The organism is Streptomyces sp. PTL18, assembly GCF_059510295.1.
In genome coordinates this window covers 16,365-41,291 of record NZ_JCAJZO010000001.1, presented here as the reverse complement: position 1 = coordinate 41,291, position 24,927 = coordinate 16,365, and the positions used below count along the sequence as shown (strand labels likewise).

The 24,927-nt window shown below is 69.4% G+C and carries 23 protein-coding genes and 2 pseudogenes; 17 read left to right on the top strand and 8 right to left on the bottom strand.

What is annotated here, in order from left to right; genetic code table 11:
• The first annotated feature begins 133 nt into the window (after positions 1-133).
• A complete protein-coding gene (pdxR, locus tag AC5WS8_RS00230) occupies positions 134-1,627 on the top strand; it encodes a MocR-like pyridoxine biosynthesis transcription factor PdxR (protein ID WP_496101169.1) in 1,494 nt (497 codons plus the stop codon).
• On the opposite strand, the pseudogene AC5WS8_RS00225 reads toward pdxR, so the two are convergent.
• Positions 1,596-2,549: pseudogene (locus tag AC5WS8_RS00225) on the bottom strand (MFS transporter); the annotation flags it as partial. The gene pdxR and the pseudogene AC5WS8_RS00225 sit on opposite strands and share 32 nt — an antisense overlap.
• On the opposite strand from AC5WS8_RS00225, the gene AC5WS8_RS00220 reads away from it, so the two are divergent.
• The 7 genes and pseudogenes from AC5WS8_RS00220 (at position 2,539) to tpg (ending at position 10,962) form a co-directional block, all read left to right on the top strand.
• Positions 2,539-3,885 carry an alpha/beta hydrolase gene (locus tag AC5WS8_RS00220; protein WP_496101168.1) on the top strand — a complete coding sequence of 449 codons (1,347 nt, stop codon included), beginning with the start codon at positions 2,539-2,541 and terminating at the stop codon, positions 3,883-3,885. The pseudogene AC5WS8_RS00225 and the gene AC5WS8_RS00220 sit on opposite strands and share 11 nt — an antisense overlap.
• A gap of 591 nt (positions 3,886-4,476) precedes the next feature.
• Complete coding sequence (locus tag AC5WS8_RS00215; RefSeq protein WP_496101167.1) at positions 4,477-5,037, top strand: TetR/AcrR family transcriptional regulator; 561 nt, start codon at positions 4,477-4,479, stop codon at positions 5,035-5,037.
• 199 nt (positions 5,038-5,236) lie between these two features.
• Positions 5,237-5,617, top strand: a pseudogene (locus AC5WS8_RS00210) (MFS transporter); the annotation flags it as partial.
• A gap of 103 nt (positions 5,618-5,720) precedes the next feature.
• Positions 5,721-6,302, top strand: a complete 582-nt coding sequence (locus AC5WS8_RS00205) for a hypothetical protein (protein ID WP_496101951.1) — start codon at positions 5,721-5,723, stop codon at positions 6,300-6,302.
• Positions 6,303-6,367: 65 nt separating this feature from the next.
• Positions 6,368-7,294, top strand: a complete 927-nt coding sequence (locus tag AC5WS8_RS00200; RefSeq protein ID WP_496101905.1) for an MBL fold metallo-hydrolase — start codon at positions 6,368-6,370, stop codon at positions 7,292-7,294.
• An 866-nt stretch (positions 7,295-8,160) separates the two neighbouring features.
• Positions 8,161-10,392 (top strand): telomere-associated protein Tap, encoded by a 2,232-nt coding sequence (gene tap, locus AC5WS8_RS00195; protein WP_496101166.1) that lies wholly within the window; start codon positions 8,161-8,163, stop codon positions 10,390-10,392.
• A 12-nt stretch (positions 10,393-10,404) separates the two neighbouring features.
• Positions 10,405-10,962: a telomere-protecting terminal protein Tpg gene (tpg, locus tag AC5WS8_RS00190; protein ID WP_496101165.1), complete on the top strand. Its 558-nt coding sequence runs from the start codon at positions 10,405-10,407 to the stop codon at positions 10,960-10,962.
• A 119-nt stretch (positions 10,963-11,081) separates the two neighbouring features.
• Here tpg and AC5WS8_RS00185 read toward each other — a convergent pair whose 3' ends face one another.
• The 5 genes from AC5WS8_RS00185 to AC5WS8_RS00165 all read right to left on the bottom strand — a co-directional run bounded on the left by AC5WS8_RS00185 (position 11,082) and on the right by AC5WS8_RS00165 (position 14,085).
• A complete protein-coding gene (locus AC5WS8_RS00185; protein WP_496101164.1) occupies positions 11,082-12,011 on the bottom strand; it encodes an ADP-ribosylglycohydrolase family protein in 930 nt (309 codons plus the stop codon).
• Positions 12,012-12,150: 139 nt separating this feature from the next.
• A complete protein-coding gene (locus AC5WS8_RS00180) occupies positions 12,151-12,279 on the bottom strand; it encodes a hypothetical protein (protein ID WP_496101163.1) in 129 nt (42 codons plus the stop codon).
• A gap of 119 nt (positions 12,280-12,398) precedes the next feature.
• On the bottom strand, positions 12,399-12,569 hold the full coding sequence (locus tag AC5WS8_RS00175) for a hypothetical protein (protein ID WP_496101162.1): 171 nt from the start codon (positions 12,567-12,569) through the stop codon (positions 12,399-12,401).
• Complete coding sequence (locus AC5WS8_RS00170) at positions 12,566-13,480, bottom strand: ABC transporter permease (protein WP_496101161.1); 915 nt, start codon at positions 13,478-13,480, stop codon at positions 12,566-12,568. The genes AC5WS8_RS00175 and AC5WS8_RS00170 overlap by 4 nt, the downstream gene beginning before the upstream one ends.
• Positions 13,477-14,085, bottom strand: a complete 609-nt coding sequence (locus AC5WS8_RS00165) for an ABC transporter ATP-binding protein (protein ID WP_496101160.1) — start codon at positions 14,083-14,085, stop codon at positions 13,477-13,479. Before AC5WS8_RS00165 ends, AC5WS8_RS00170 begins: the two co-directional genes overlap by 4 nt.
• A gap of 152 nt (positions 14,086-14,237) precedes the next feature.
• Here AC5WS8_RS00165 and AC5WS8_RS00160 point away from each other — a divergent pair, with 152 nt between their 5' ends.
• The 7 genes from AC5WS8_RS00160 to AC5WS8_RS00130 all read left to right on the top strand — a co-directional run bounded on the left by AC5WS8_RS00160 (position 14,238) and on the right by AC5WS8_RS00130 (position 20,325).
• A complete protein-coding gene (locus tag AC5WS8_RS00160; RefSeq protein WP_496101159.1) occupies positions 14,238-16,526 on the top strand; it encodes a polyprenyl synthetase family protein in 2,289 nt (762 codons plus the stop codon).
• Between the two features lie 236 nt (positions 16,527-16,762).
• A complete protein-coding gene (locus AC5WS8_RS00155) occupies positions 16,763-17,095 on the top strand; it encodes a WXG100 family type VII secretion target (protein WP_496101158.1) in 333 nt (110 codons plus the stop codon).
• Between the two features lie 267 nt (positions 17,096-17,362).
• Positions 17,363-18,253 (top strand): hypothetical protein, encoded by an 891-nt coding sequence (locus AC5WS8_RS00150; protein WP_496101157.1) that lies wholly within the window; start codon positions 17,363-17,365, stop codon positions 18,251-18,253.
• Complete coding sequence (locus tag AC5WS8_RS00145; protein ID WP_496101156.1) at positions 18,250-18,480, top strand: hypothetical protein; 231 nt, start codon at positions 18,250-18,252, stop codon at positions 18,478-18,480. The genes AC5WS8_RS00150 and AC5WS8_RS00145 overlap by 4 nt, the downstream gene beginning before the upstream one ends.
• Positions 18,481-19,189: 709 nt before the next feature.
• A complete protein-coding gene (locus AC5WS8_RS00140) occupies positions 19,190-19,534 on the top strand; it encodes a MerR family transcriptional regulator (RefSeq protein ID WP_496101155.1) in 345 nt (114 codons plus the stop codon).
• A gap of 53 nt (positions 19,535-19,587) precedes the next feature.
• Positions 19,588-19,770: a helix-turn-helix domain-containing protein gene (locus AC5WS8_RS00135; RefSeq protein WP_496101154.1), complete on the top strand. Its 183-nt coding sequence runs from the start codon at positions 19,588-19,590 to the stop codon at positions 19,768-19,770.
• A 72-nt stretch (positions 19,771-19,842) separates the two neighbouring features.
• Positions 19,843-20,325 (top strand): transposase, encoded by a 483-nt coding sequence (locus tag AC5WS8_RS00130; protein ID WP_496101153.1) that lies wholly within the window; start codon positions 19,843-19,845, stop codon positions 20,323-20,325.
• Between the two features lie 228 nt (positions 20,326-20,553).
• Here the strand turns inward: AC5WS8_RS00130 and AC5WS8_RS00125 are convergent, their stop codons facing one another.
• The gene (locus AC5WS8_RS00125; protein ID WP_496101152.1) at positions 20,554-21,150 is read right to left on the bottom strand and encodes a TetR/AcrR family transcriptional regulator; all 597 of its coding nucleotides are present in this window, start codon (positions 21,148-21,150) and stop codon (positions 20,554-20,556) included.
• An 87-nt stretch (positions 21,151-21,237) separates the two neighbouring features.
• On the opposite strand from AC5WS8_RS00125, the gene AC5WS8_RS00120 reads away from it, so the two are divergent.
• Together AC5WS8_RS00120 and AC5WS8_RS00115 are read left to right on the top strand one after the other, a co-directional pair.
• On the top strand, positions 21,238-22,092 hold the full coding sequence (locus tag AC5WS8_RS00120; RefSeq protein ID WP_496101151.1) for an NAD(P)H-binding protein: 855 nt from the start codon (positions 21,238-21,240) through the stop codon (positions 22,090-22,092).
• Positions 22,093-22,325: 233 nt separating this feature from the next.
• Entirely contained in the window at positions 22,326-23,033 is a 708-nt protein-coding gene (locus AC5WS8_RS00115; protein ID WP_496101150.1) for a hypothetical protein, read from the top strand.
• A 14-nt stretch (positions 23,034-23,047) separates the two neighbouring features.
• Here the strand turns inward: AC5WS8_RS00115 and AC5WS8_RS00110 are convergent, their stop codons facing one another.
• The gene (locus AC5WS8_RS00110; protein ID WP_496101904.1) at positions 23,048-24,661 is read right to left on the bottom strand and encodes an ISL3 family transposase; all 1,614 of its coding nucleotides are present in this window, start codon (positions 24,659-24,661) and stop codon (positions 23,048-23,050) included.
• Between the last annotated feature and the right edge of the window lie 266 nt (positions 24,662-24,927).

Here is a 24,927-nt window from a genome sequence, read left to right as displayed (position 1 = left end):
CTCGCTGTGCGTGTCGGCACCTGCCGGACCAGGAGAGCCGTGGACCCCCGGTAAGGTCCATAATGGACTCATTCCATGGATCCACACCGCCCGACCTTGGCGAGGGCGGACGCGTACGAGGGGCGACGGAGCAGTGTCGACCACCAGCAGCGAGCCCCTGGGGCCGCAGCTCGACTTCCTCCAGCACGAGCCCCTCTCCAGGACGCGCGGCGGGGAGTCCCTGCAGAAGCAGCTCCTGCACCGCATCCGCACCGCCGTCCTCGACGGCCGGCTGCCCGCCGGTAGCCGCCTGCCGGGCTCCCGCTCCCTGGCCAGGGGGCTCGGGATCTCACGGAACACCGTGACACTCGTCTACGACGTTCTGGGCACCGAAGGCTACATCGAGCTCAGCAGGCAAGGCACGCGGGTCACCGCGCTCGCCCGACCGGAGCTTGACAGCCGCGCCCACCACCCCACCCCACCCGCGTTGTCGCAGCGCAGCGCCCGGATCCGCAAACCCCTCCCGGGAAGCGCCGACTCCCTCGCCTTCGAACCAGGGGTCCCCGCGCTGCCCCAGTTCCCCCTGGCGGCCTGGCGACGCTCCCTGGACCGGACACTCCAGCAGGGCGGAACGGGCCTGTTGGGCTACGGCCCGCCCCAGGGGGAACCGGCGCTGAGAACCGCCGTCCTGCGCCACCTCGCGCTGGCCCGCGGCCTGCACTGCGCCCCCCAACAGATCGTCATCACCGAGGGAGCGCAGGAGGCGCTCTCCTTGTGCGTCCGGCTGGTCACCGACCCGGGAGACACCGCCTGGATCGAGGACCCCGGCTACCGCGGCGCGCAGACCGCACTGGCCTCCGGTGACCTGAACGTCGTCCCGCTGCCGGTCGACGCGGAGGGCCTGCGGATCTCCGCAGCTGACTGGAGGGACCGCACACCCCGCCTCGTCTACACCACGCCCGCGCACCAGTACCCGACAGGTTCGGTCCTCACCGCCTCCAGACGCCTCGACCTCATCGAGAAGTGCCGCGATCACGGTGCCTGGATCATCGAGGACGACTATGACAGCGAATTCCGCCACAGCGGAGGACCCCTGGCCTGCATGCAGGGCCTGTCGCCGAACGCACCCGTGTTCTACGTGGGGACCTTCAGCAAGACCCTGTTCCCCTCACTGCGCCTGGGGTTCCTCGTGCTGCCCGAGGCGCTGGTCGACCGGGCGGCGCCGGTCGTGGACGAGATGCTGCGCGGCGGCCACCGCTGCGAGCAGCTGGCCCTGGCGCACTTCATGGAGACCGGCCAGTACAGCAGGCACCTCGCACGCATGCGCCGCCTGTACCGCAGCCGCCGGGACGCACTCCGGGCGGCACTGGCCGAACACCTCGACGTGCCGCACACCGTGACCGGCGGCGAGAGCGGCATGCACCTGACCCTGCGCCTGCCGGCGGACTTCCCGGATCAGCCCGTTGCCCGTGCCGCCCGGCGGTACCGGATGGCCCCCTGGCCCCTGTCACAGAGCTCACTGCTCCCGAACTCCGGCCACAACGGGCTCGTCCTGGGATACGGCAACACCTCCGAATCCTCGTTCGTGTCCGGTGCGCAACAACTCGCGCAGCTGATCAGGAAGTCCGGCTTCGACGGACTTGGCTAAACCTTGGCGCCCCTTGCCGCTCCCGGGCGTCTCGCCGACCCACGCGGTCGACCTCGCGCCACTCCGGCCGCAGCCCGGTCAGGTTCGTGGTGAGGAAGTACGCGGCCCCGCAGGCGACCAACACCGGTGCAAGTCCGACGGAGGCCACGGCCGCCCCGGCGATCAGTCCACCGAGAGGGATACCGGCCCAGGCCAGAGAGTCACCAAGGGCGTTGACCCGGCCCAGCATTCGGCGTGGCACCCGCTCGAAGAGGACGGCCCCCAGCACCGGGTTCAGGAAGCCCGCCCCGAATCCACTGACGGCGAACACGGCCAGTACTGCTCCCATCGGTGCATCGGAGGCCAGGATCAGGAATCTCGGCGCCCCGGCCAACAGGAACCCGGTGAAGAACACCATCCGGCGTCGCAGCCGGTGCGCCGCCGCCGCAGCGATCAGACTCCCGGCGATCGCAGCGGCTCCCAACACGCTGCCCATCAGGCCGATCGCAGTCGGCCCGTTGCCGGATTCCTTGGCCCGGACGGGCATGAGAACGGTGGCGAATCCCGCGTCCAGCAGGTTGGTGACCCCGACCATGACGATGACGGTCAGCAGCAGCAACTCGCCGCGCAGGAACGTGAAGCCTTCGCCGAATCGTCGCCAGTAACCCGGTTCCGTCTCCCCGGCCTGGGAGGGGGCTTCCTCGACCGTATGTCCCATCCAGCGGGGCAACGCCAGTGCGATGATCACCGATCCGAGAGCAAAGCAGCCCGCGTTGACGACAAGTCCCGTCAGTGGGCCGAGCAGTGCCACCAGGGAGCCGCCGGCCGCTGGTCCAATGGTGGAGGCGAGCCGCTCGGTCACGCCGGACAGACCGGTGGCCCGCCCCAGCGGCATGGAGCTGTACTCGGCCGCCTCCGGGACCATGACTTCCTTGGCCAGGTCGAACCCGAACGGCACGAAGATCGACGTGGCGGTCTCCCGGCTGTCCACCGCCAAACCCGGGAAGCGACATGGCGTCCTGCTGCTGAACCCCGGCGGGCCGGCCCTGGGCGGTCTGGACATGCCCGAAACCATGGCGTCCACACTGCCGAAGTCCGTGCTGGACCGCTACGACCTGATCGGCTTCGACCCGCGCGGCGTCGAACACAGCACCCCACAGAGCTGCGGTCTGAAGAACCCCAGCGTGTCCGGGCTCTTCCCCTATCCCGCCGCGGACGGCTCGATCACCAAGAACGTGGCCCTCGCCAAAGCCGACGCCAAGCAGTGCGCCGACACAGCGGGCAAGAACCTGCGGTACTACAACACCGCCAACACCGCCCGCGACATGGACCGCATCCGCCAGGCGCTCGGCGAGAAGAAGATCTCCTACTGGGGCCAGTCCTACGGCACCTACCTCGGCGCCGTCTACCGAGCCCTCTTCCGGGACCACACCGACCGGATGATCCTGGAAGGCAACGTCGACCCCACCAAGGTATGGGCCAACCAGGTCGCGGACACCTGGGGCAAGGGCATGGCCGACCGGTTCCCCGACGCCGCACGCGTCGCCGCGGCCAAGGACGGCACCCTCAGGCTGGGCACCAACGTCGCGCAGGTGACCCACGCCTACCTCACCCTTGCCGACCGGCTCGACCGCACGCCCGCAGCGATTCCCGGCGCATCGGCGTCGCTGGACGGGGCGCTGCTGCGGAACATGACCTACGCCCTGCTTCTGCACAACAACACCCTTCCCGTGCTCGCCAACTTCTGGAAAGCCGCCGACGACCTGACCCACGGCAGCACCACGGCCGCCGACACCGCCGTTCTCAAGCAGGTGTTCGCCGACACACCGATCTCCCAGGGCATCCCCGCGGACAACCAGGCCACCATGTTCATGGCTCTCACCTGCGGCGACGCCGAATGGCCGCACGACGTCGACGGCTACGCCACCCGCACCGCCGCCGACCGCGAGAAGTGGCCGCTCACCGCGGGCATGCCCGCCAACATCTGGGCATGCGCCTACTGGGACAAGCCGGCTGAGGCGACGGTCAAGGTAGTGCCCGGCGGCCCGCGCAACACCCTGATCCTCCAGAACCGCCGGGACAACGCCACGCCGTGGGAAAGCGGCGTCGGCCTGCACAAGGCCCTCGGAGACGGCTCCGCCTTCGTCGGCGTCGACAACGGCGGGCACTACGTCTACAACGCAGGGTCCGCCTGCGCCGACAGGGCCACCGTCGGCTTGCTGACCACCGGCCACCTGCCGGACAAGGACGTCTACTGCACCGACGTCACCCAGAAGTAACCCGCCGGAACGCGGCCCACCTCGCCCCGGAGATCGACTCGCAGAGGTTCAGCCCGATGGGAGGCGCCGCTCCGGGCCGGAACCGATGTTCACGAGAACGGACAGCTGCCCCGACTCACGTGGTCCGTCCCCTTCTCACGGCGTCGTGTCGGGTTCGCCGCCGGCCTCACCCGGTGGTGTCCGCACGAGCTGACGGGAGGCGAGAAGCCTCGTCGTCTTCGTCGGTGCGGTTTGTCTCTGCGGTTCATTTATGTGAGACGGTTCCGTCTCGTCCGGCTCTCCCTCGCCGGGCGATTTGGGTCGAGATGTCGCCACCGCGGACATGGAGGATGCCCAAGACGAACCCCCAGGACCCCGCCATAACCATGTCGGCGAAGCCGGACGGGAAGCCTGCGAGACGCGCGGCCCGTACAGCACGGCCACAGCGGCGGTACCACGGCGGCGTCTGCTCCAGCAGGAAGGACCCGGCGAGCTGTCCCTCGTCCGGGTCTTCGGTTCCTCGACCCCGTCTCGGCGAGACTCCCGAGCCCGCTTCAAGGACGCGCGCCGGTTGGCCGCCTTGACGCAAACGGTTCGCGTTAGAGTAGGGGCATGGCTAGCCGAACCGCAGTACGCCCGGGCGGGCGTAGCGCGCGCGTCCAGCAGTCCGTGCACCAGGCCGTTCGGGACCTGGAGGCCGAGGTCGGCCGGGCCGGGCTGACCGTGCCCCTGATCGCCGCCCGCGCCGGGGTCACTCCCTCGACGATCTACCGGCGCTGGGGTGACCTGCAGGCGCTGCTGGCCGACGTGGCGGTGCAGCGACTGCGCCCCGAGCAGCCCCCGGCCGACCACGGCAGCCTCCGGGCGGACCTTCAGGCATGGGCGGAGCAGTTCTTGGAGGAGATGTCCTCGCAGGTGGGCATGGTCTACATCCGCGATGCGCTGGCCGGTGACCCGGCGGGCGGCGCCGCCGCCCGCTGCTCCGACTACGCGGTCGAGCAGCTGAAGGCCATCGGGGTGCGTGCGGCCGGGCGCGGTGAGGCGGTGCCGGAGGTGGAGAGCCTGCTGGACCGCGTGGTGGCGCCGGTGATATACCGCATCCTCTTCCGTCCCGACGGTCTTTCGACGGAGTACGTCCACCGCCTGGTGGCGGCTGCGCTCGACCCGTCCTGAGCGTTCGGACGCGCGCGGTCGGCCCCCACTGCCCCCCTGCCCGCGCGTCGGCGCGGTAGCGCGTGGGTGGCGTGCACCGGCGACGTCCACTCGCGTCACGCCCGACACAAAAGGCCCCGCGCAAAAGCTAATCCATTGCGTTAGTAGTTCAACGCACCTAGGATTCTTATCGCAAAGATGTAGCCTTAAGCGCCTGGAGGTGTCCGTGTCCGTGTCCGTTGCCACCGCCACCGCCACCCCGCCTCGCCCCCGCGCTCTGCTGCCTCGCCGAGGATCGTTCGCGCTCCAAGCCTCCGTCCTGATCGGTCTCCTGGCCGCCTCCGGTGCGCCCACCCCGCTGTACGTCCTCTACCAGGCCGAGTGGCACTTCTCGGCGCTCACGGTCACGGTCGTGTTCAGCGCCTACGCGCTCGCCCTGCTCGTGGCACTGCTCGCCGCCGGCACCCTCTCCGACCACCTGGGCCGACGTCCGGTGCTGGCCGGAGCGCTGCTTGCCGAGGCCGCCTCCATGGCGATCTTCGCCACCGCGCACGGGGTGGCCGACCTCATCACCGCCCGGGTCGTCCAGGGCCTGGCCACCGGCGCGGCATCCGGAGCCGCCGGGGCCGCACTGCTCGACTTCGAGCACCCCGATCGCCCGGGCCGGGCCCGCACTGGCCAACAGCGTCACCCCGCTGAGCGGCATGGCGGCCGGCGTTCTGGCGTCCACCGCTCTCGTGCAGTTCGCCCTCGAGCCCACCCGCACCGTGTACCTCATACTGCTCGCGCTGTTCACCGCCCAGGCCGCCGCTGTCGCCCTCACCCCCGAGACGGCACACCCGCACCCCGGCGCGTGGCACTCGTTGCGCCCCAGCATCGCCATCGCCGCCTCCGCCCGCCGGACGATGCCGCTCACCGCCCCCGGCGTCATCGCAGCCTGGGCCCTCGGCGGCTTCCACTCCTCGCTCGGCCCCTCCCTGACCCGTACGATCGCTCCCCTCGCGCCCCGGGCCGTCGGCGGCCTGGTGTTCTTCGCCCTGAGCCTCGCCGCCGCGCTGGCGGTGCTCGCCGCCAGGTCACTGCCGGCGAGCAGGGCGAGCATCGCCGGCTCGGCCCTGCTCGTCCCCGGCGCCCTGCTCACCCTCCCGGCGATCCTCGCCGGAGTCCCGACGAACCGGTACGGCCTCACCACCGCCGTGTCCCTCTACGGCGCCACGGTCATCCTCCTGGCCCTGGCCGCCCTCGCCGTACCGCTCCTGACCCGGCACCACACCGCAGTCCGCTGAACCCACCCGCACAGACCCCGCACTCCGCCGTACCAGCCCGACGGCGCACACCGAAAGCCAGAACGATGACCCAGCCCACCCCCTCCACGACCGACGCCCCGCTCTCCTGGGACTTCGGCGGGATCACCGTCCACCGCATCGACGAGATCGCCCTACCGCCGCAGACCGGCCCCTGGCTGCTCCCCGGAGCCACCAAGGAGGTCATCGACCAGGCGCCGTGGCTGCGCCCGCACTTCGCCGACGCCGAGGTGCCGTACCTCGCCAGTCACACCTTCGCCGTCGAGGCCGGGGGCCTGCGGATCCTGGTGGACACGGGCATCGGCAACGGCAAGGAGCGCGCCAACCCCGCCTGGAACGGCCTTCACACCGACTACCTGCGGCGCCTCACGGCCGCGGGATTCGCGCCCGAGTCGGTGGACCTGGTGATCATCACGCACCTGCACACCGACCACGTCGGCTGGAACACCCGCCTGGACGGCGACCGCTGGGTGCCGACCTTTCCCAACGCCCGTTACCTCACCAGCCGTACGGAGTGGGACTACTGGGCCGCCGCCGACCTGGACGCCAACCGCCGCCAGATGTTCCGCGACTCCGTCCTGCCCGTCCACGACCACGGGCAGTTCGACCTCGCCGACGTCCCCGCCGAAGGGCACCAGGTGGAAGCGGGCATCCGCCTGGTACCGGCCGCCGGGCACACCCCCGGCCAGCTCGCCGTGGAGCTGCACGGCACCAACCGCTCGGGCCTGATCACCGGCGACAGCATCCACCACCCCGTGCAGCTCTCCCACCCCCACCTGACCAGCTGCGTCGACATCGACCCCGAGCAGGCCGTGAGCACCCGCCGCCGCCTCCTCGACCGTCTGGCCGACACCGACGACCTGCTGCTCGGCACCCACTTCCCCCACCCAACCGCCGGCCTGGTCCGGCGCGAACAGGGCCGCTACCGCCTACTGCCGGAGCCCGGAACCCCGACCGCAGCCACGGCCGGGTGACCGCGCGCCTCCCTGATTACAGAAAGCTACTTGTCACTTCCGGGCAGCTTCGGGAGAACAGGACCTACCTGGAGGATTTCGCCTCCACCAGTAAGAACGCCGACGGCCGCAGCCGGCCGCGTGGTTCCTGCGCTACGGCCCGAAGGCCAACGAGGGCCTGCCGCCGGTCGCCCTGGTCTTCGGCGGCGCCGGCCCCCGCACCCTGGCCGCCGGCATGCGCCGGGTGGAGGAACTCTCCCGCACCTGCTGGCGGCCCAAGGCCTACCGGGACTCGGCATACCGCTGGTACGACGAGGCGATCCCGATCGTGACCCCCACCCGGTGCCGCCTCGTTGAACACGGCGCGGCCGGCCGGATCTGGCACGGGTTCGGCCGGCCGAACCCACACCCTGCGCGAGGCACTGCGCAACCCCGACGGCTGCGTCATACGCGAAACGCGAAGCCCGCGAACAAGAGGAGAAACAGCAGGCCGAGCAGCGCGAACGACCGAGCACACCGCATCCACCTGCACCGCATGCACGCCGATGACGGCGGCTTGCGTACGCCAGCGGAGCGTATGCGGGCCGGACGGCCAGGAGCTGCCGCCGGGACCAGATCGCTGCGGCGCCGAACTCCCGAACGGGCAGATGCTGGTGCTGACGGACGAGGACCTCCAGCAGCTGTCGACTCCGGACAGCAAGGAGATCCTCGGTGGCCACCGAACACTTCACGTCCGCGCCCGCAGCGCGAAGTCGTTCCGCCCAGCATCGCGCGGCTGGTACAGACCCTTGGCCTGCCGTCGTCAAACGCCATCCGTACGGTGTCCTTACGCAAAAATTACGCCTGAGGTACGGTTTGGGGGTAGACTGTCGGGCAGGAGGTGTTTCATGTCCGAGTTGTTCGACGCGGTCGACGCGCTGGTCGCGTCCCGCGCTCCACTGCCGCCGGCGGAGGAGCGCAAGCGGCTGCGCCAGGCCCACGGGCTGACGCTGGACGACGTGGCCGGCGCGCTGAAGGTGCGCCGGGCGACGGTGTCCGGCTGGGAGTCGGTCAAGAAGCCGACCGAGCCCCGCGGCCCCGAACGTGAGGCGTACGCGCGGCTGCTGAACAAGCTCGCGGAGCTCTACCCCGCGCCCGCCGCCGCCCCGGACCCGGCGCCCGCCACGTTCACCAGCCAGACCGCCCCGGCGGAAGCGCGGACTCTGTCCACAGGCCCGGCCTCCGAGGCTGCGGCCATGACTGAACACGAGAACACCCGGATCGCCCCCACCCCCGCCGCTGCCGAGCAGGCCGCGCCGCGCCCGGCGCGCACCGCCAGGAGCACTTCAACGTCGCGCCGCCCGGGCGCGCGGAAGGCGGCCCCGGTCAACACCCTGGCGGGCAGCAACGACCCGCGCTTCGAGAACGGGCCGCTCGCGGTCGTCGACGTCGACGCCGAGGGGCAGGTGCTGGCGTACTGTACCGGCGGCCTGGTCCTGGACGTGCCCGCCAAGTCCCTCCCGTCCCTGGTGGAGTGGACCCTGAAGGAGGCGAAGCTCGGGCAGCCGAAGCTGTCCGGCCCCGGCAAGGACGCCGACCCGCTGCTCGTGCTCACCGAGGCCGCTCTGCAGCGCTACGGCCTGCCGGTCGCCCTCACGGATGAGGAGCGGCTCGCCGGGCGGATCCCGGAGGGCCACAAGGTCGTCAAGCAGCTGGCGCGCGCCGACTGGAAGCTCACGAAGCGCGGGTTCGGGCCGTGGGCGCGGATCTACCGCCCAGCGCAGGGTTCCGAGCGCAACTGCGTGCAGCTGTGCATCCCGTCCTGGCACGCGCTCGACTCCCGGCACTGGGGCAACGCCGCGCAGCTTCCGCCGGCGGACCTCGCCCAGCTCCTGGGTGTGTACGCGTCCCGGGTGATGACGCCGCGCGGCTCCACCGCCGTCACCGGCCTGGAGCTGATGACCGCGCTGCACCCGCCGACTCGCGCCTCCGAGCCCGACGCCGATGGCAAGCGGCATTCCGAGCACAACCCCGGCTCGTTGGGCAAGGACCCGGTGGACTGCGCCCCGTGCGAGGCCCCGGACGGGCACCCGCTCCTGAAGGACCTGCCGCGCTTCCACGTCCGCGGCCCGGCGGAGAAGCTGTTCGAGGAGGCGTACGACTGGGCGCGGCCGATGACGGATGCCGAGTGCACCCTGCGGCACCTGGTCGGCATCGACGTGAACATGGCCTTCGCCGCCGGCGCCAACGGCCTGGTCGTCGGCCTTGGTGCGCCGACGCACGTCAAGGCACCGGTGTTCGACCCGAAGCTGCCCGGCTCGTGGCTGGTGGACCTGTCCCACGTCGACCTGTCGAGGGTGAAGGTCGGCAAGCAGTGGGTGGAGCTGGACGGCGACCTGCTGCCCAGCCCGTTCACGCCGAAGGGTGAGCGCCCGGAGGGCCCGGCCTGGTACGCCACGCCCACTGTCGCCTACGCGGCGGAGCTCGGCTACGAGGTGCGGCCGATCGAGGCGTACGTCCGGTATGAGAACGGCCGGTACCTGGACGGCTGGTACAACCGGCTACGCGACGCCTACCTGGCCACGATGGCCGACCTCGGCGTGCACGCGGACATGGAGCCGGCCGACTTCCTGGCGGCCATGGACGGCTACAAGGAGCGCGACCCGCAGCTGGCCATTGTCGTCTCGGCGATCAAGGCGACCGTCAAGGGCGGCCTGGGTAAGCTGCGCGAGCGGCCACGCGGTGAAGGATGGCGGCCCGGTGAGCCGTGGCGGGCCCTGTCCCGCCCGACGTGGCGGCCCGACATCCGCGCAGCCGTCATCTCCCGCACCCGGATCAACCTGCATCGGAAGATCGTCAAGCATGCGTCGTTCACCGGTCAGTACCCGGTCGCGATCCTGTCCGACTGCGTCGTCTACGCGGCCCACGGTGAATCGCCGCTGGACTTCCTGCCCTACCGGGACGGCAAGCCGCTGCCCGGCGGCTTCAAGCTCGGCATCAACCCGGGCCTGGTCAAGCACGAGGGCACCCAGAGCGTCCTGTGGGGCGAAGAGGTCCGCGAGCGGTTCAACGCCCCGGAGCTCAACCTCGCCCGCTACATCAAGGACGGCACCGTCACCGACGTCGACAGCGGAGAGTAGGAGAGGGCGACGATGAGCCTGTTCGGGGACGGCCTGGACGCCGCGGTGCAGAAGGCGTTCACCCGCCCGGCGCCCAAGAGCGCGGGCGCGCAGATGCGGTACCTGGTCAAGCAGCTCAAGGGCACCAAGCCGGTCGCCCAGATGCTGCGGATCTCCCAGCGCACCGTCGAACGGTACGTGAAGGACCAGATCAAGAAGCCCCGCCCCGACCTCGCCGCCCGCCTCGAGCGCGAGGTGAAGAAGCGGTGGCAGCCACAGGTCCGCGCCAAGGCCCGTCAGAGGGCGGCGACCACCGGCGGCATCGTCATCGACACCCGCGCCCGGATCGGCTACACCGCGCCGATCGGCTCCACCGACGATGCCCGCCTGCGGCACCTGACTGTGGCGCTGCCACCGCAGTACGCCGCCCGCCTCTTCGAAGCTCAGGAGGCCGGCGCCGGCGACCAGCAACTGCGCGAGATCGCAGCCGAAGGGCTCAAGGACATGTACTTCCAGGACAACGGCCGCCGCGCCGGCCAGCTGGAGGAGGTCCGCTTCACGGACATCGAGCACCTCGAGTTCGACCTGTAAGCACTGTACGTGAACATCAATGACGAGAAGTTGCAGTCACTGCACTGTCATGACCGGCTCAGGGGCACGCGCTGAGGGCTGGAGTTCGTGGAGAGTGCCGTCGCGGAGCAGCACCCGGTTCAGCCTCCGAGGCGGTGTGCAAGGTGGAGCAGATCTGCTAGGTGCAGTACCCGTCCGTTGAAGCCTGGGAGGGGGACATGGAGTGGCTGGGTCCAGCGGGCAGGGATTGCGTCCAGCCCGTAGTACGCCCCCGCGAGGCCTCCGGTGACCGCGGCGACGGTGTCCGTGTCGCCGCCGAGGTCGATTGCCGCGCGTATCGCGTCTTCGAAGCTGGTGGTGGTGCGCAGGGCCCAGACGGCGGAGCCCAGGCAGGGCCAGACGGCACCGTTGAACTCGGTTGCCTGATCGGGGTGCCAGTCGGGCGAGAGGACGGTGGCGTAGCGGCTGCGGTGGTCGGGGTGGACCTGAGCCAGGATGTCCGGGAACGCGGTGAGGGGGTCAGTGTCCTCGAACGTGACGCGGATGAGTTCGTGGAAGATCGCGGTTCCTTCCCAGGCCGCGCGGTCACCGTGGGTGAGAGCAGCGATGCGGCGCGCGGCGTCCATGGTGGCTTCTTGGCCGGCGGCCGCGAAGTGGACTGCGGAGGTCGATGCCCGCATCAAGGAGCCGTTTCCGGCCGCTCGTTGGTTGACCTGGAAATGGATCGCGGCGGCGAGGTCCCAAGACATGCCGTTGGTCAGGACGTCTTCGGTCTGCAGGCCGATGTCCTTGGGGTCTGATGCCGCCCACCGCTGGAAGCGGGCGAAGATGTCCGGAAGATCCAGTCCGCCCTGCTCCAGCAGCGACTCCGCGACCAGGATGGCCATCTGCGTGTCGTCAGTGGCCTCGCCGGGGTCCCAGCCACCGCCTCCGCACATCTCGCCACCGGCACCAGGCGCGGGGAACCGCGCTGAGAACGCTCCCTGGGGACCGAACTCGAAGGGGCCGCCCAGGGCGTCACCCACCGCTGAGCCGACGACCGCGCCAGCGGCCCGCTGAATCCGCTTCATTCGCGCAGGTTATCTGTGCCGCGCTGACGGCCGCACGGCCCTGTTCCTTCTTCGGCTCCCTGAACCATCGGCGGCGAACGCCTCTCGTCCACAGAGGTGCGCCACCTGAGACACCCTGGGGCTGAGACACCCGCGCAGGTCACATAACGCCATCCAGCCCGGTGTCCGCCGCCAACTGCGCGAGGGCCGTGTCCCGGATCTCGGGGAACGAGTCGGTCATGTCCGTTCCCTGCTGGGAGCGCAGGAGCACCCGCCCGTCCGCGTACACGGTGAGCTGGGCACGGTAACCGTCCCACTTCGGTTATGCGCTGTTGAGCTGTCCACGGGCTGTCGTCCAGCGTCATGTCGATCACGGGTTGGCGGGTGCACTTCACCAGTACGGGCCGGTCACCAGCCCTGCCCGACGACCTCACCGCGCAGTAGGTCCTGCTTCTTGGCGCGTGACTGCCGCCCGCCTCGGGCCGGTGCGTTCGTCCCGCCCGTGGCCACCTGACCGACGCTGTCGGCCTGGGTGTCACCACAGGTCGGCGAACTGAGGGTGGCGGCTGCGCTGTTCATGAACGTCTGGATGAGGGGCGAGTGCGGGAACGGTTTCGCCGCTGCGAGGGCGCCTTGGGCACCGGAGCGGGCACGGAGCCTGTCGGCGGGGTGTTGTCAGGGGTGGGCGGCGTTGTGTTGTGCGGTCGTGGTCTGTTGAGGCGGGTGCGGGTGCGGATGTGGAAGGCGAGCAGACCGGTGAGGGCGGTGGCCGTGAACCATCCGGCCTGGATGGCCAGGTATGTAGGCAGGGGTGTGGCGGAGAATCCGGCGCCGGTGGCGGCCTGCATGGCGCCGTAGGAGGGCAGGTAGCGCACGGTGCCGCCGTTTGAGCTGGAGCTGTAGAGGGGGTTTTGGAGGGCGAGGTCGATGACGCTGGTCATCACGATGGCGAACATGCCTTCCACTTCGCGGCGTAGCAGTGAGCCGAAGGCGACGCCCAGGGTGCCGTAGGTGATGCCGGCGAGGAAGAGGGCTGCTGCGAGCAGGGCCGGTTGTTGCGGATTCCAGAAGAGGCAGGTGAGGGCTGTCGCGTAGGCGGCCACGGCTGCGGAGATCAGTGTGAGGGAGATGAGCTTGGCCAGGACGAGGTGGGTGCGGGGGTAACCGGCCAGGGCGAGGCGGCGGTCGAAGTGGCCGCCTGCAAAGGATGCCGCGAACATCATGAAGCCGATGATCAGGGTGACGGCGTTGAGGGCGCCGGTGATCTCGGTGAGCTGGTTGCCGTGAGGGGTGATCAGGCGTCCGGTGGCGCGCAGCCGGAAGCGGGTGCGGGTGTCGGGAACGGAATAGAATGCCAGCGCCGTCCATACCGGGATGAACAGGGCCACGAGCACCATGGCGAAGCGGTTGCGCGCATGCTCGGTCAGCGCGTAGCGGGCCGCGGTCGTGAAGAACATGCGGTGGCGGTGCCAGGGCGGGCGGGGCGTCATGCCGCACGCTCCGTGGTCTGTTCATGCAGAAGACCGCCGTCCAGGCGCCACAACACGTCGAGGCGTTCGGCGTCGTAGGCGAGGTGGGAGACCACGAGTACCGAACGGCCTTCATCGCGCAACCACGTGGCCAGGCCCCAGAACCGCTGGTAGGTATCCCAGTCGAAGCCCTGGTAGGGCTCGTCCAGCAGCAGGACGTGCGGGTCGTGCATGAGGGCGAGGGTCAAATTCAGCTTCTGCCGGGTTCCGCCGCTGAGAACTGCGGTCCGCTCGTCGGCGTACTCGCTGAACTGCAGCGCGTTCATGACCTCTTCGGCGCGGCCCAGGTCGCTCAGGCCGTACGCGACCTTGAAGTAGTCCAGGTGCTGACGGACGGTGAGTGCGTCGTTGAGGACGGCTGCCTGAGGGCAGTACCCGAACCTGCCCTCGTGGATGACCGTGCCTTGATCCGGGGCCAGTTCGCCCGAGAGAATCTTCAGTAGGGTCGACTTGCCCGCGCCGTTCTCTCCCACGACACCGGCCATGACTCCCGCATCCAGCTGTAGGTCGATGCCGCGCAGGACCTCACGTCGGCCGTAGGCGTGGTGCACGCCCCGTACTTCCATCGATGGTCTCCTCCCCTTGGCGTTCCGCTCTAACGAGTAGCAAGCGGTTACGACACGGCGATCCGGATGTTTATCGACGGGGTGTTCATCCGATCTGATGGTCGGATGGTCGATGACCCGTCATGGAAGTGACGGACGTCTACGTTCCCGGTATGACCACCTCCTCCCGCCCTGCGGCGCATGTTCCGTCGCAGGCCGCACCGTATGACGTCACCGACCCGGCGGCCTTCGGCTTACCCCATCCCTCCGCCGGCGTCGAAGTGTGGTACCTCAATGGTCATCTGCGCGACGAGGACGGCAACGCGTACACGTGGATGATCATCATGCTGCGCCACCACGACGTCCACGACGATGCTGCCGCCCCCGGCCACGCCCTGATGTCCGTCTGCTCGGGCCCGACGGGCGCGTCCCAAAGCGCCTGGCTCACGCCCTCCATGCACGACACGCTCCGCACGGTGATCGCCGGCGACGCCGCACTGGATCACCGGGTCCGCGAATCACTGACGCAGGCTCTCGCGGAAGGCCCCCTGCTGCCCGACCGGCTGCTGACCCAGCCCGTCGCCGAGTCGGCCCAGACCCTGGACATCTCCTTCGGTGATCTGGCGGCCCTGCGCCGCCAGGAGGACGGCAGCTACCGACTGGCCTTCCGGGACGGGGACCGCTTCGAACTCGTCCTTGCCCCCGCCAAGCCCGCAGTCCCGCAGTTCGATGCCCAGGGCCGTTACCCGGGACGGCTGCCCGCTGACGCGGACGCGATGACGACGTACTTCGTGCCGAGGCTGCAGGCCCACGGCACGGTCAGCCGGGAGGACGGCACCCAGAGACGGCTGGAGGGCCACGCCTGGTTCGAGCAGGACTGGGGTGCGACCTACTACGCCCCCCAACGATCCTCGGGGACACCTGACCACACCTGGGAGTGGGCCGGTATCCAGCTCGACAGCGGCTGGGAGATCAGCTGCATCCACTCGCGCACGAGTGATCCCGCCACCGGTGCCAGCGGTCTGGAGCTCACCCGCGCCACAGCAGTCGCGCCCGACGGCACCGTGAGCTACCACGACCTGACCTGGCGGCCCCTGAAGCACTGGACCTCACTGGCCACCCTCAACACCTACCCCACGGCAGTGCACGTGAGCATCCCCGATCTCGGCCTGGACGTCGAGATCACCGCAACAACCGCCGAGGGCGAGATCCGTACGCTGATTCTGGGCCGCGCCATGTGGGAGAGCCCCGCGGCCGTCCACGGCACCCTGGGAACCGCACCCGTCAGCGGCACCGCCTTTCTGGAGACCCTCCCGGCCAACACCATCGGCGACATCGAGCACTACATGCGCCGCACCCAAGAAATCGCCGGTGCGGAAGCCGCAGCCCTGTATTCCGCCGACCCGCGCGACGACGCCGCGCTCGGACTCCTCACCGGCACCAGCAATCTGACTGGCCTCGACGCGAGCGCACGTGCCCGCCTCCACCAAGCGGTCTCCGCTCCCCTCCTCCACCTGCTGAACAACCCCGGACGCTCCTGGCGCCCCTACGTCGCCGCTGCCGTCCTGTGCCTCCTCGATGCCGACCCCGAGCCCTACCGGCCGCTCACCGCGATCACCGAGCTCCTTCACGTCTCCGCGCTGGTCATCGATGACATCCAGGACGACTCTCCCACCCGTCGCGGCCGTCCCAGCGTGCACGAGGTCTTCGGCACTGCTCCCGCCATCACCGCCGGCACCCTCGGCTACTACACCTTCGACGCCCTCATGCAGCGAGTCCCGCAGGTCGACCCGGCCACCATGCTGCGGATCTACCGTCTCTACCTTCGAGACCTGCGCGCCGCCCACGCCGGCCAGGCCCTCGACATCGCCGGACACCACACCGCGTTCGACGAAGCCGTCACCACTGGCGACGCCCGCCCGCTCCTCGACGAAGTCCGCACCGCACACCGCCTCAAGACCGGGATGCTCGTCCGCAGCACCGCCGAAGTCGCCGCGATCCTCGGCGGCGCCGACGAGCGGCAACTCGACGCCATCTGCCACTACTTTGAAGCCGTCGGAACCTCCTACCAGATCACCGACGACGTCGCCGACCTGTACGGGCTGGTCACCGCAGAGGAACACCAGCAGGGCATCACCACCCGATCCCCCGCCGAGGACCTGCGCAACGGCGAGGTCACCTACCCCGTGGCCCACGCTGTCGCACGCCTCGACGCGACCGACCGCCAACGCCTGCGCGACGCGCTCCGGCAACGCTCCGACACCGGCGCCTGCACAGCCTCCCAGCTCATCCTCCACAGCGGGGCGCTCGAGGCCTGCACGACCGAAGCCCGCATCCTCGTCGACGAAGCCTGGATCAGCCTGGATCCTCTCCTCCCGCCCACCCCGCACAAGGCCATGGTGCGTGCCCTGGGCTGGTACGCCGCACAACGTGAAAGCGACCTTCTTCCGCAGAACGGATGAAGCCCTGCCGGCCACGCAGAACTGACAACGGTGAGTGGATCGATGTTGCTCGAAATCGGTTTGTCGTCCGACACCAGGCATGAACCGGGAGCCGTTCGCCCCCCCAATCAGCACTGCGGTCCCGTTGGGCGGCGGATGAAGATCACTCAAGTCCTGGCCGCGAACCACCCTTCCCGGCGGATCACTCCCTCCAGTACTGCTGGTCTGTTCACGTACGCGACGACGGGGGAAGCAGGATGAGCCAGTTCGGTGTCGACCCCGACACGCCGACCGACCTCGCCGGGAAGTTCGACAGGGAAGCGAAGGGCCTGGCGAACCCGGTCGACGACTTCGCGGCGACCGTGTCCGAGGTCGGAGAAGCCTTCGGCCTGCTCGGCGCCTGCGACGGTGCGGCGCAGAAGTACCAGATGCTGCTGGACAGCACCGTCAAGGCACTCGGGCACCTGCCCGGCGTGCTCACCAGTGACGGCGACCGGCTGCGTCTCAACGCCGCCCACTACAAGGACTCGGACCGGACCGCCGTGGACCACCTCCGTGCCGCGACCCAGCCGGCGGGAGGCCCGGCGTGAGCATCAACGGCTGGATCGACGGCAAGTTCTGGAGATCCTCGAGGCCTGCGGGGTGGAGCTTCCTGGTGGTGACGGCGACACGCTCCGCTCGGTCGCCCGTGCCTGGGACACCATGGGCGACGAGCTGACCGAGGTCGTGCACGCCCTTGACGTCGCTGTCGAGGGCGTCGACAAGCAGGGCTGGCAGGTGAGGCCCGCGATGCCTTCGAGAGGCACTGGGCGGAGCAGAAGCGCGTCATCGACGACGTCGCGCACAACTTCCACCAGGTGGCCGACGGGCTGCGGGCGTACGCCGACGAGATCGACAAGATCAACGAGGAGGTCATCGACATCTGTGTCGAGATCGCCGAGATGGAGGTGGCCGGCACGGCGCTGTCCTTCTTCACCGGTTTCCTCTCCGACCTCGTCGCGAACACGGCCGTGGCCGCGCGGGTCGCCAGGATCGTCGACCTGGTGAAGCTCTTCACCTCGGCCGCTGAAAAGGTGGCGGCCCTGCTGGAGCGCTTCGGTGCGCTCAACGAGGCGGGGGCTGCGAGGCTGGCGAAGCCGGCCGAGTTCGCCGCCAAGTTCCTCAAGAAGGGTGCGGAGAGTTTCGTCCCCGATTTCGTGGCGGACTCGGGCAGCATGATGCTCAACCAGGCGCTGAATGGGCAGCCGATCACGGTTGGCCAGGATTTTTCCACCGGCGCCAAGGAGGCCCTGGGCACGGCCGCATTCACCGCAGGCGGCGGGACGCCGGCCGGGGGCGCCCGTCTGACGGGCGCGGTCGGCAAGGTCCTCGGCGGCGAGGGCCGGGTCGGCAGCGCCGGCAACGGCGCGCTGGGCAACATCAGCGGCGGCCTCACGGCTGACGTATGGAACCACCAGGACGGCGCGACCATCGGTTGGGACGCGGCGACGAACGCGCTGACCGGAGCGAGCGGAAACGCCGCCAACGACGCCCACTTCCATCAGATGGAGGAGCCGGCAGCCTCGGCGGCGAGAACCTCAGCGACAGGGGCAGCCTCGCCGACGCCGCATACAAGAACTCCGCCGGCACCGGCCTCGACACGGCGGTCTACGCGGCGGGCTCCGGCATCGAGTCGGATGCCCAGAACCTCGTCAAGGACACCAAGAAGGCGAGCGAGCGATTCGTGCACGGTGAGTTGGGGGGCATGATCCTTGCCGGGGTCGCGCACAACAACCCGAACTACGACCCCGGCTGGGTTCCCTTCTTTGCGGCGCTCGTCGTGCTCGCGGGGTGCTTGATCGTCCTTGTCGGTGGAGCCATGTCCATCGGTATGCGGGACCTCGTAGGCCGAAGGAAGTGGGCCGGTCACACGATCGGGCCGACGATCGTCGCGATCGGCATTGCTGTCGTCGCCCTTGGCGTGTGGCTGTGGTGACCATGTGACGTCGGATCCGCGGACCATTCCCGTGCTGGGACAGCACCCGAGGCGGCTCTACGGACGGCAGGCGTTGACCCGAACCCTACCCGGAAGGCTGCGGGCGTCACGGCCGAGCTCGGCCGTCACCGATCGGCTCGGGCGCCATGATCCGGGGCGGTGGGGGAGCGGCCTCCGATGATCACTTGTGGCGCCCGGCTCGTGCGGTGCCCACCGAGTCGACTCAACCCGGTACAGCACTCTTCCGCATGTTTGTGCGAGAGAAGCCGCGGATCACCCTTTCAGAAAATCTATCGCGGTGGCGGTAGACATTGCCTCATCGCGAGGTTACTGTTTTGTCGTACCAAGGAAGTCGAAGAGGGCGCGGCAGACACGAAACGGCCGTGCAAGCAGGCCAAGCAGGAAGCGGCCCATGGGGCCGCCAGCAGTACCCGCGGTACCAGCAGTACGACGGAGCAACCGAAGGTAAGGAGCGAGACGCCATCAGGATCGCCCGGGCGAGGAAGCAGTCCGCCCGGGTACCGCAGGCCCCGGATTGGAAGGTGGTCCCCGGTCACGCATCCGCGATCCCCGCAGCCCCGCCTCCCAGGCGGAACCTGCGGACCAAAGAAGGCCGGTGCAGTCTGCCGGTAGATGGTGTAACAAGCTCGGGGCCCGGGTGCCGACACGGTACTCGGGCCCCCCGACGCGTCCTTGGAAGAAGAGGTCTATGCCCCCTCGCGGTACCCGCCCCGTCACCCCTCTCGATGACGACGACTATCCCGCCTACACCATGGGCCGCGCCGCCGAGATGCTCGGGACCACCCCCGCCTTCCTCCGCGCCCTCGGCGAACACCGCCTGATCAACCCCCTGCGCTCCGAAGGCGGCCACCGCCGCTACTCCCGCTACCAGCTGCGCATCGCCGCCCGCGCCCGCGAACTCGTCGACCAGGGCACCCCTATCGAGGCCGCGTGCCGCATCGTCGTCCTCGAAGACCAGCTCGAAGAAGCCCAGCGCATCAACGAGCAACTGCGCGCCCAAGGCGGCGAGCCGCAGCCCAAGACCACGACCTGATCACGGTGGCGCCGGCTGACCGCCGACGGTCAGCGGAGGAGACCGGCCGACTGGTGACCCGGACCAGGGAACGCTACACCGCCGTGCAACAACCCCTGGACGACGGCAGCACGCTGGAGGAGATCTGCCGGACACTGCGGCTGGACCGGTCCACCGTGCGCCGCTTCGCCCGCGCCACCAGCATCGACGAACTGCTGGTCAAAGCGACGAACCGCTCCACCATCCTGGACAAGTAGAGGCCCTACCTCCACCAGCGGTGGATTGAGGGCTGCCAGAACAGTGCCCAGCTCTACCAGGAGATCGTCGCCATGGGCTTCGCCGGAAGCATCCAGACAGTCCAGCATTACCTCCGCCCCTTCAAGGCAGCCACCGCCGCGTCACCCTCGCACCGCCCAGCTCCACGGCCCCGCCGCATCGTCCGCTGGATCATGACCGACCTCGGCAACCTGACCGCCTATGATGCCGCCGGCCTCAAGGAAGTCCGGACCAGCTGCTCCGAACTCGATGCCGTCACCCACCACCTTCGCGACTTCGCCACCATGATGCGCGAGCTGCAGGACGATCAATTACCCGCCTGGATGGAGCGCGTCCTCGCCGACGACCTCCCTGCCCTTCACTCCCTGGTCAACGGGCTGAGCCGCGACATCGACGCTGTCACTGCCGGGCTCTCCACTCCCTGGAGTTCCGGCCAGGTAGAAGGACACGTCACAAGGACGAAACTAATCAAAAGGCAGGAATTCGGGCGAGCCAATCTCGACTTCCTCCGCAAGCGCGTGCTACTTCCGCCCTGACCCGCCTGTGTGTCTGTGGCCAGTTCGGATCCCCCACCGGCGTCCACCTGACGGGGAGCTGTCTGGCCGCGCCCCCCTCACCTTCCGTGACTACCAGTTCAGATCCCCCACCGACGACGTATCTCCGACGAGGCGGTGGCCACCAGCATCCGCGGAAGCGGCCTGACCGGGCCCGCGGCCACGCGTGCACCGGGCCGCGGAGCCTTCTTCGACCGGGAGCGCCGCCTGTCACCGTAGCTGGTTGAATGCCTGGTCGGCGTCGGCTACGGCCTCGGGGTGGACGTCGTGGGCGGTTCGACCGTCGGCGATCTTCTGCCAGTTGGTCCGGGCGAGCACTCGTTGGACCGCGAGTACCTGGGCGGCTCGCAGGCGTGCCTGGATGCCTTCGCCGAGGGCGTCCGCCAGTGCTTCCTCGTCCTCGAGCTGGTACTGCGTGAGCCGTCCCGCCAGGCTCGGTGTGGTGAACACCAGCCGGTGGAACGCCACCACCTCGGGATGATCGTTGAGGCCGGTGACGGGGTCGTACCGATCGAGACCGGCCCGGAAGTGCCGGTGCAGCGCCGTCACCGGCTTGATGCCGGACCTGCGGTCACGTACGACGCGTGCCGCCTCGCCCTGATGGTCCGCAAACCGGTGCAGCACCAGGTCTTCCTTGGTGGGGAAGTACCGGAAGAGGGTCGGCTTGGAGATCTCGGCCGCCGCGGCGATGTCGTTGACCGAGACGCAGTCGAAGCCGCGCTCCAGGAACAGTGAGACGGCCGCGTCGCCAATGGCGTCGCGCGTCCGCTCCTTCTTGCGGGCCCGCAGTCCCGTCGGCTCGCTCATCTGACCACCGTAACATTCATTACCAGGTTGTGTTTTTAACCGAGTAACGTTTTCATGGGTGGCGTGAATCAGACAGACGTTCATCCCGTGCTCGTAACCGGGGCGACAGGCCGGGTCGGCCGCGTTGTCATCGACCAACTCCTCGACGCGGGCGTACCGGTCCGCGCCCTCACCCATCGCGCCGAGGCGGCGGCGACGCTGCCGGCGAAGGTCGAGGTCTTCACCGGCGACCTCACCGCGCCCGAGTCACTCGACCCGGCATTGAATGGCGCCGGTGCGGTCTTCCTCGTCTGGACCGCCCCACCTCAGACCGCCGCGGCAGCCGTCGAGCGGCTGGCAGCCCACGTGCGGCGGGTCGTCTTCCTCTCCTCCCCGCACCAGACGCCGCATCCCTTCTTCCAGCAGCCCAATCCCATGGCGGTGCTGCACGCCGACATCGAGCGGCTCATCGCGGCCACCGGACTCGAGTCGACTGTCATCCGGCCGGGGATGCTCGCGTCGAACTCGCTGGCCTGGTGGGCACCCGCGATCCGGGCCGGCGAGGTCGTCCGGTGGCCTTACGGCGCTGCCGAGACGGCACCGGTCGACGACCGCGACGTCGCAGCCGTCGCGGCGCGGACGCTCTATCAGGACGGATACGCCGGAGGCGACTACGTCCTTACGGGCCCCGAATCACTGACCCAAGCCGCGCAGGTGGACGTCATCGGTGACGCCCTGAAGCGCCGCATCGCATTCGAGGAGATGACACCGGACGAGTTCCGAAGTTTGTTGGAGGCTACGGCGCCCAGCGTGGTCGTCGACATGCTGCTCGCCGCGTGGAGCGCCGCGGTCGGACAGCCCGCGTACACCACCACTGCGGTGGCCGACATCCTCGGAACGGCGCCGCGAACGTTTCGCCAGTGGGCCGCCGACCACGCCACCGCGTTCACGGAGGGTTCGTAACCTCATCGACTGCGACCTGCGCCCCGGCCGCAGTCCTCAGTACGGCCGTCGCCCCGCCCCCGCCCCCGGGACGTGCCGGGCGCGTGGGCGCGCGAGGCTCAGGCAGCCCGGGGCCGTACCTGGGGAAAAGATCTTGGCCGTCGACACCTGCGTCACAAGATCAGCGACAGAGCCGAATTGCGTGAAGCTGATCACGCAGATCGTGGGGAATTACGGGCTCTGTGGATCTTGTGATGCCGATCAGCCAGGCGGATAGAGTTGCCCGCAGGCTGAGAGGGGTGACGGTGAGCTCGACAGGTGCGTGGGTGGTCGGCGTCATCCCTGACGCGGAGGCTCGGGAACTTCCGAACCGTTACGTCCATCTCATAGGGCCCGGCGACTGGGACAAGCCGCGAGATTTCAGCCAGGCGCTGGCCTGGTGGTTGAACGGCGGCGAGGAAGAGGCGTTTTTCGAGCGTTCCGTGGGTCCTTCCGGCTCCTTGGTGCCCACGTCGGTCGCCCATCGATTCGCGGACTTCATTGAGGACGCCAACGTGTCCACCGCGGCCACGGACGCGATGCAGGACGCGAGTATGACGTTGATGCCCGAGGCAGTTGGCGCTGGTCTCTTCGTTGCGACTGCCCGAAAGGCTAACCCGGTTGCGGCCCTGTACTACGGCCTTGGCGCTCAACGATCGGCGATGCTCCCCGGCTGGTTCGGGAACTTTCTGCTTCCCGCCGACGAGGTTCGGGCCGCTCTGCCTCGGGCTGAGGAAGCCCTGCTCATGTCCGACGCGCAGCGAGGCACCGCCCTCTCCCGGATTACCGACTGGATGACCGCGATGGGCGGCGACACACCCGACAGCGATGCGGTGGCGGAACTCATCGACGCCCCCCTGCGGGTTATTCGATACGCCGCAGAGGCCGGATCCGGTGCTGCTGCGTTCAGCCGTTGGTACTGACCTCCGTCTGGCACTCACGGGCTGCTGAGGACGCGCCGCCGGAGGAGGTCGAGGTTGGCCCGGCCGTAGCCCTTCCGCTTGATCAGCTTGACTCTCGTCACCTGGCCTTCGACCTGCCCGGAGCTCCAGGCAGTGGACAGACCAGCGACGACGGCGTCCTGGTCCCGGCGGAGCCCGGCGACCAGGGAGTGCAGCGCGGGCAGGTCGTCGGCCAGGACGCGGTCCATCCAGGCGGGCAGCAGGTCGCCACGCAGATCACGCATCATGTCGGCGAAGTCGCGGACGTGCCGCGCGACGGCGTCGAGGTGCGGGCAGGCGGCTCTGATCTCTTTGAGTTCTGCCGTGTCGGCGTCGGCGAGGTGCCCAGGGGTCGTCATGATCCAGCGCACGATTCGGCGAGGCTTCGGTGCCGGCCGCGGTGCGGGAGGAGGTGCTGGCGGCTGCCTCGGCCTGGGGCTATGGGGCTTCTTGAAGGGGCGGAAGTAACGGCGGACGCACTGGATGTCGCCGCTGAAGCCCTGCTCGCGCAGTTCGCGGTGGAGTTGGTGAATGTCGTGGTAGCCCTCGTTCCACCGTCGGTGCAGGTAGGGCTTGTAGGCGTCCAGGATCGAGTTCCGGTTGACCGCCTTGACCAGGAGTTCGTCAAGGCTCTGGGCGCGGGCGAAGCGCCGCACGGTCGAGTGGTCCAGCCGTAGCTCGCGGCGGATCGCGGCCAGCGACATCCCTGCGGACAGCCTCTGCTGGACCGCCTCGTACCGCTCGGTCGTACGGGCGACCAGCCTCCGCGGTTTCCCCGTGACGTCGAGCGTGCCATCGGGCGGGAGGAACGGCACGACCTCCACCGGTGGCGCCGCGGTGACCAGGGCCTCCTCGGATGCTTTTTCGGTGACCGGGGGCAAGGCGAACGCGGCCCGGATGCAGGGATGGTGGGCGCCGACCGTTTTCTTCACGGCCTCGGCGAGGTTGCGCCACAGATGCCAGCCGTCCGCGATCTGCTGTGCCTGCGGGGCTCCGGAACGAGCCCCCTCGGCGTAGGCGCCGGCCCGGTCACGGCAGATGATCTCCACCTCTGGGTGGCCGCGCAGCCATGCGGCCAGCGGCTCGGCGTTCCGGCCGGCAAGTACGTCGAGCGGCTGGCGGGCCTCCAGATCGACCAGGAGGGTGGCATAGGTATCGCCCTTGCGCAGAGCGAAGTCGTCGACGCCCAGGACACGGACTTCTGAGGGAGGCGGGTCCGGTATCGCGCGCAGGAGATTCAAGAGCGTGTCCTTGGCGACCCGGATCTTCAACGCCGCAGCCAGACGAGCGCCCGGGCGGCCCGCCAGGCACAGCGCGATCGATGCAAGCGCGCTTCGTAACAGCGGGGTGTAGCGGGCATGCGGGCTGGTCAGCCCGGGGACCTGCTCAGCGAGCGTCACCGCCGGGCAATGGGAGTTGAGGCATTTGAACCGGCGCACCGCCAACTCGATCACGACGGACGCACCGCCCAGCGGAGCGTCGGCCAGCCGACGGGCGTAGCGACCGTGCACTCGCCACGACGGCATCCCGCACGCCGTGCATCTCGCCGGGAGTGACTGACTGGACGCACGTAACGTGACCGCCCCCGCCGTCCGCTCGACCGACTCCACCACCACATCAGCTAAATGCGGCAGCAACCGCCCCAAACCCCCTGAACCGCACACCCGGTATATGCCCAGCTCAAGCGAGTGGCATCACAAGATCTTCGCCAGAGCCGAATTACGCGACCGTCGACACGGCGGTGGGAGGGCGTGTCCGGGCACCACCGAAGCGCGGCTCGTGCGTCGTCGAGCGGGCGGAGCGGACGGGAGATCGCCCGCCACTCGACCCGGTCCGGGGCATAGCCGCGGCGTCGGCGGACTTCCCAGCCCAGACT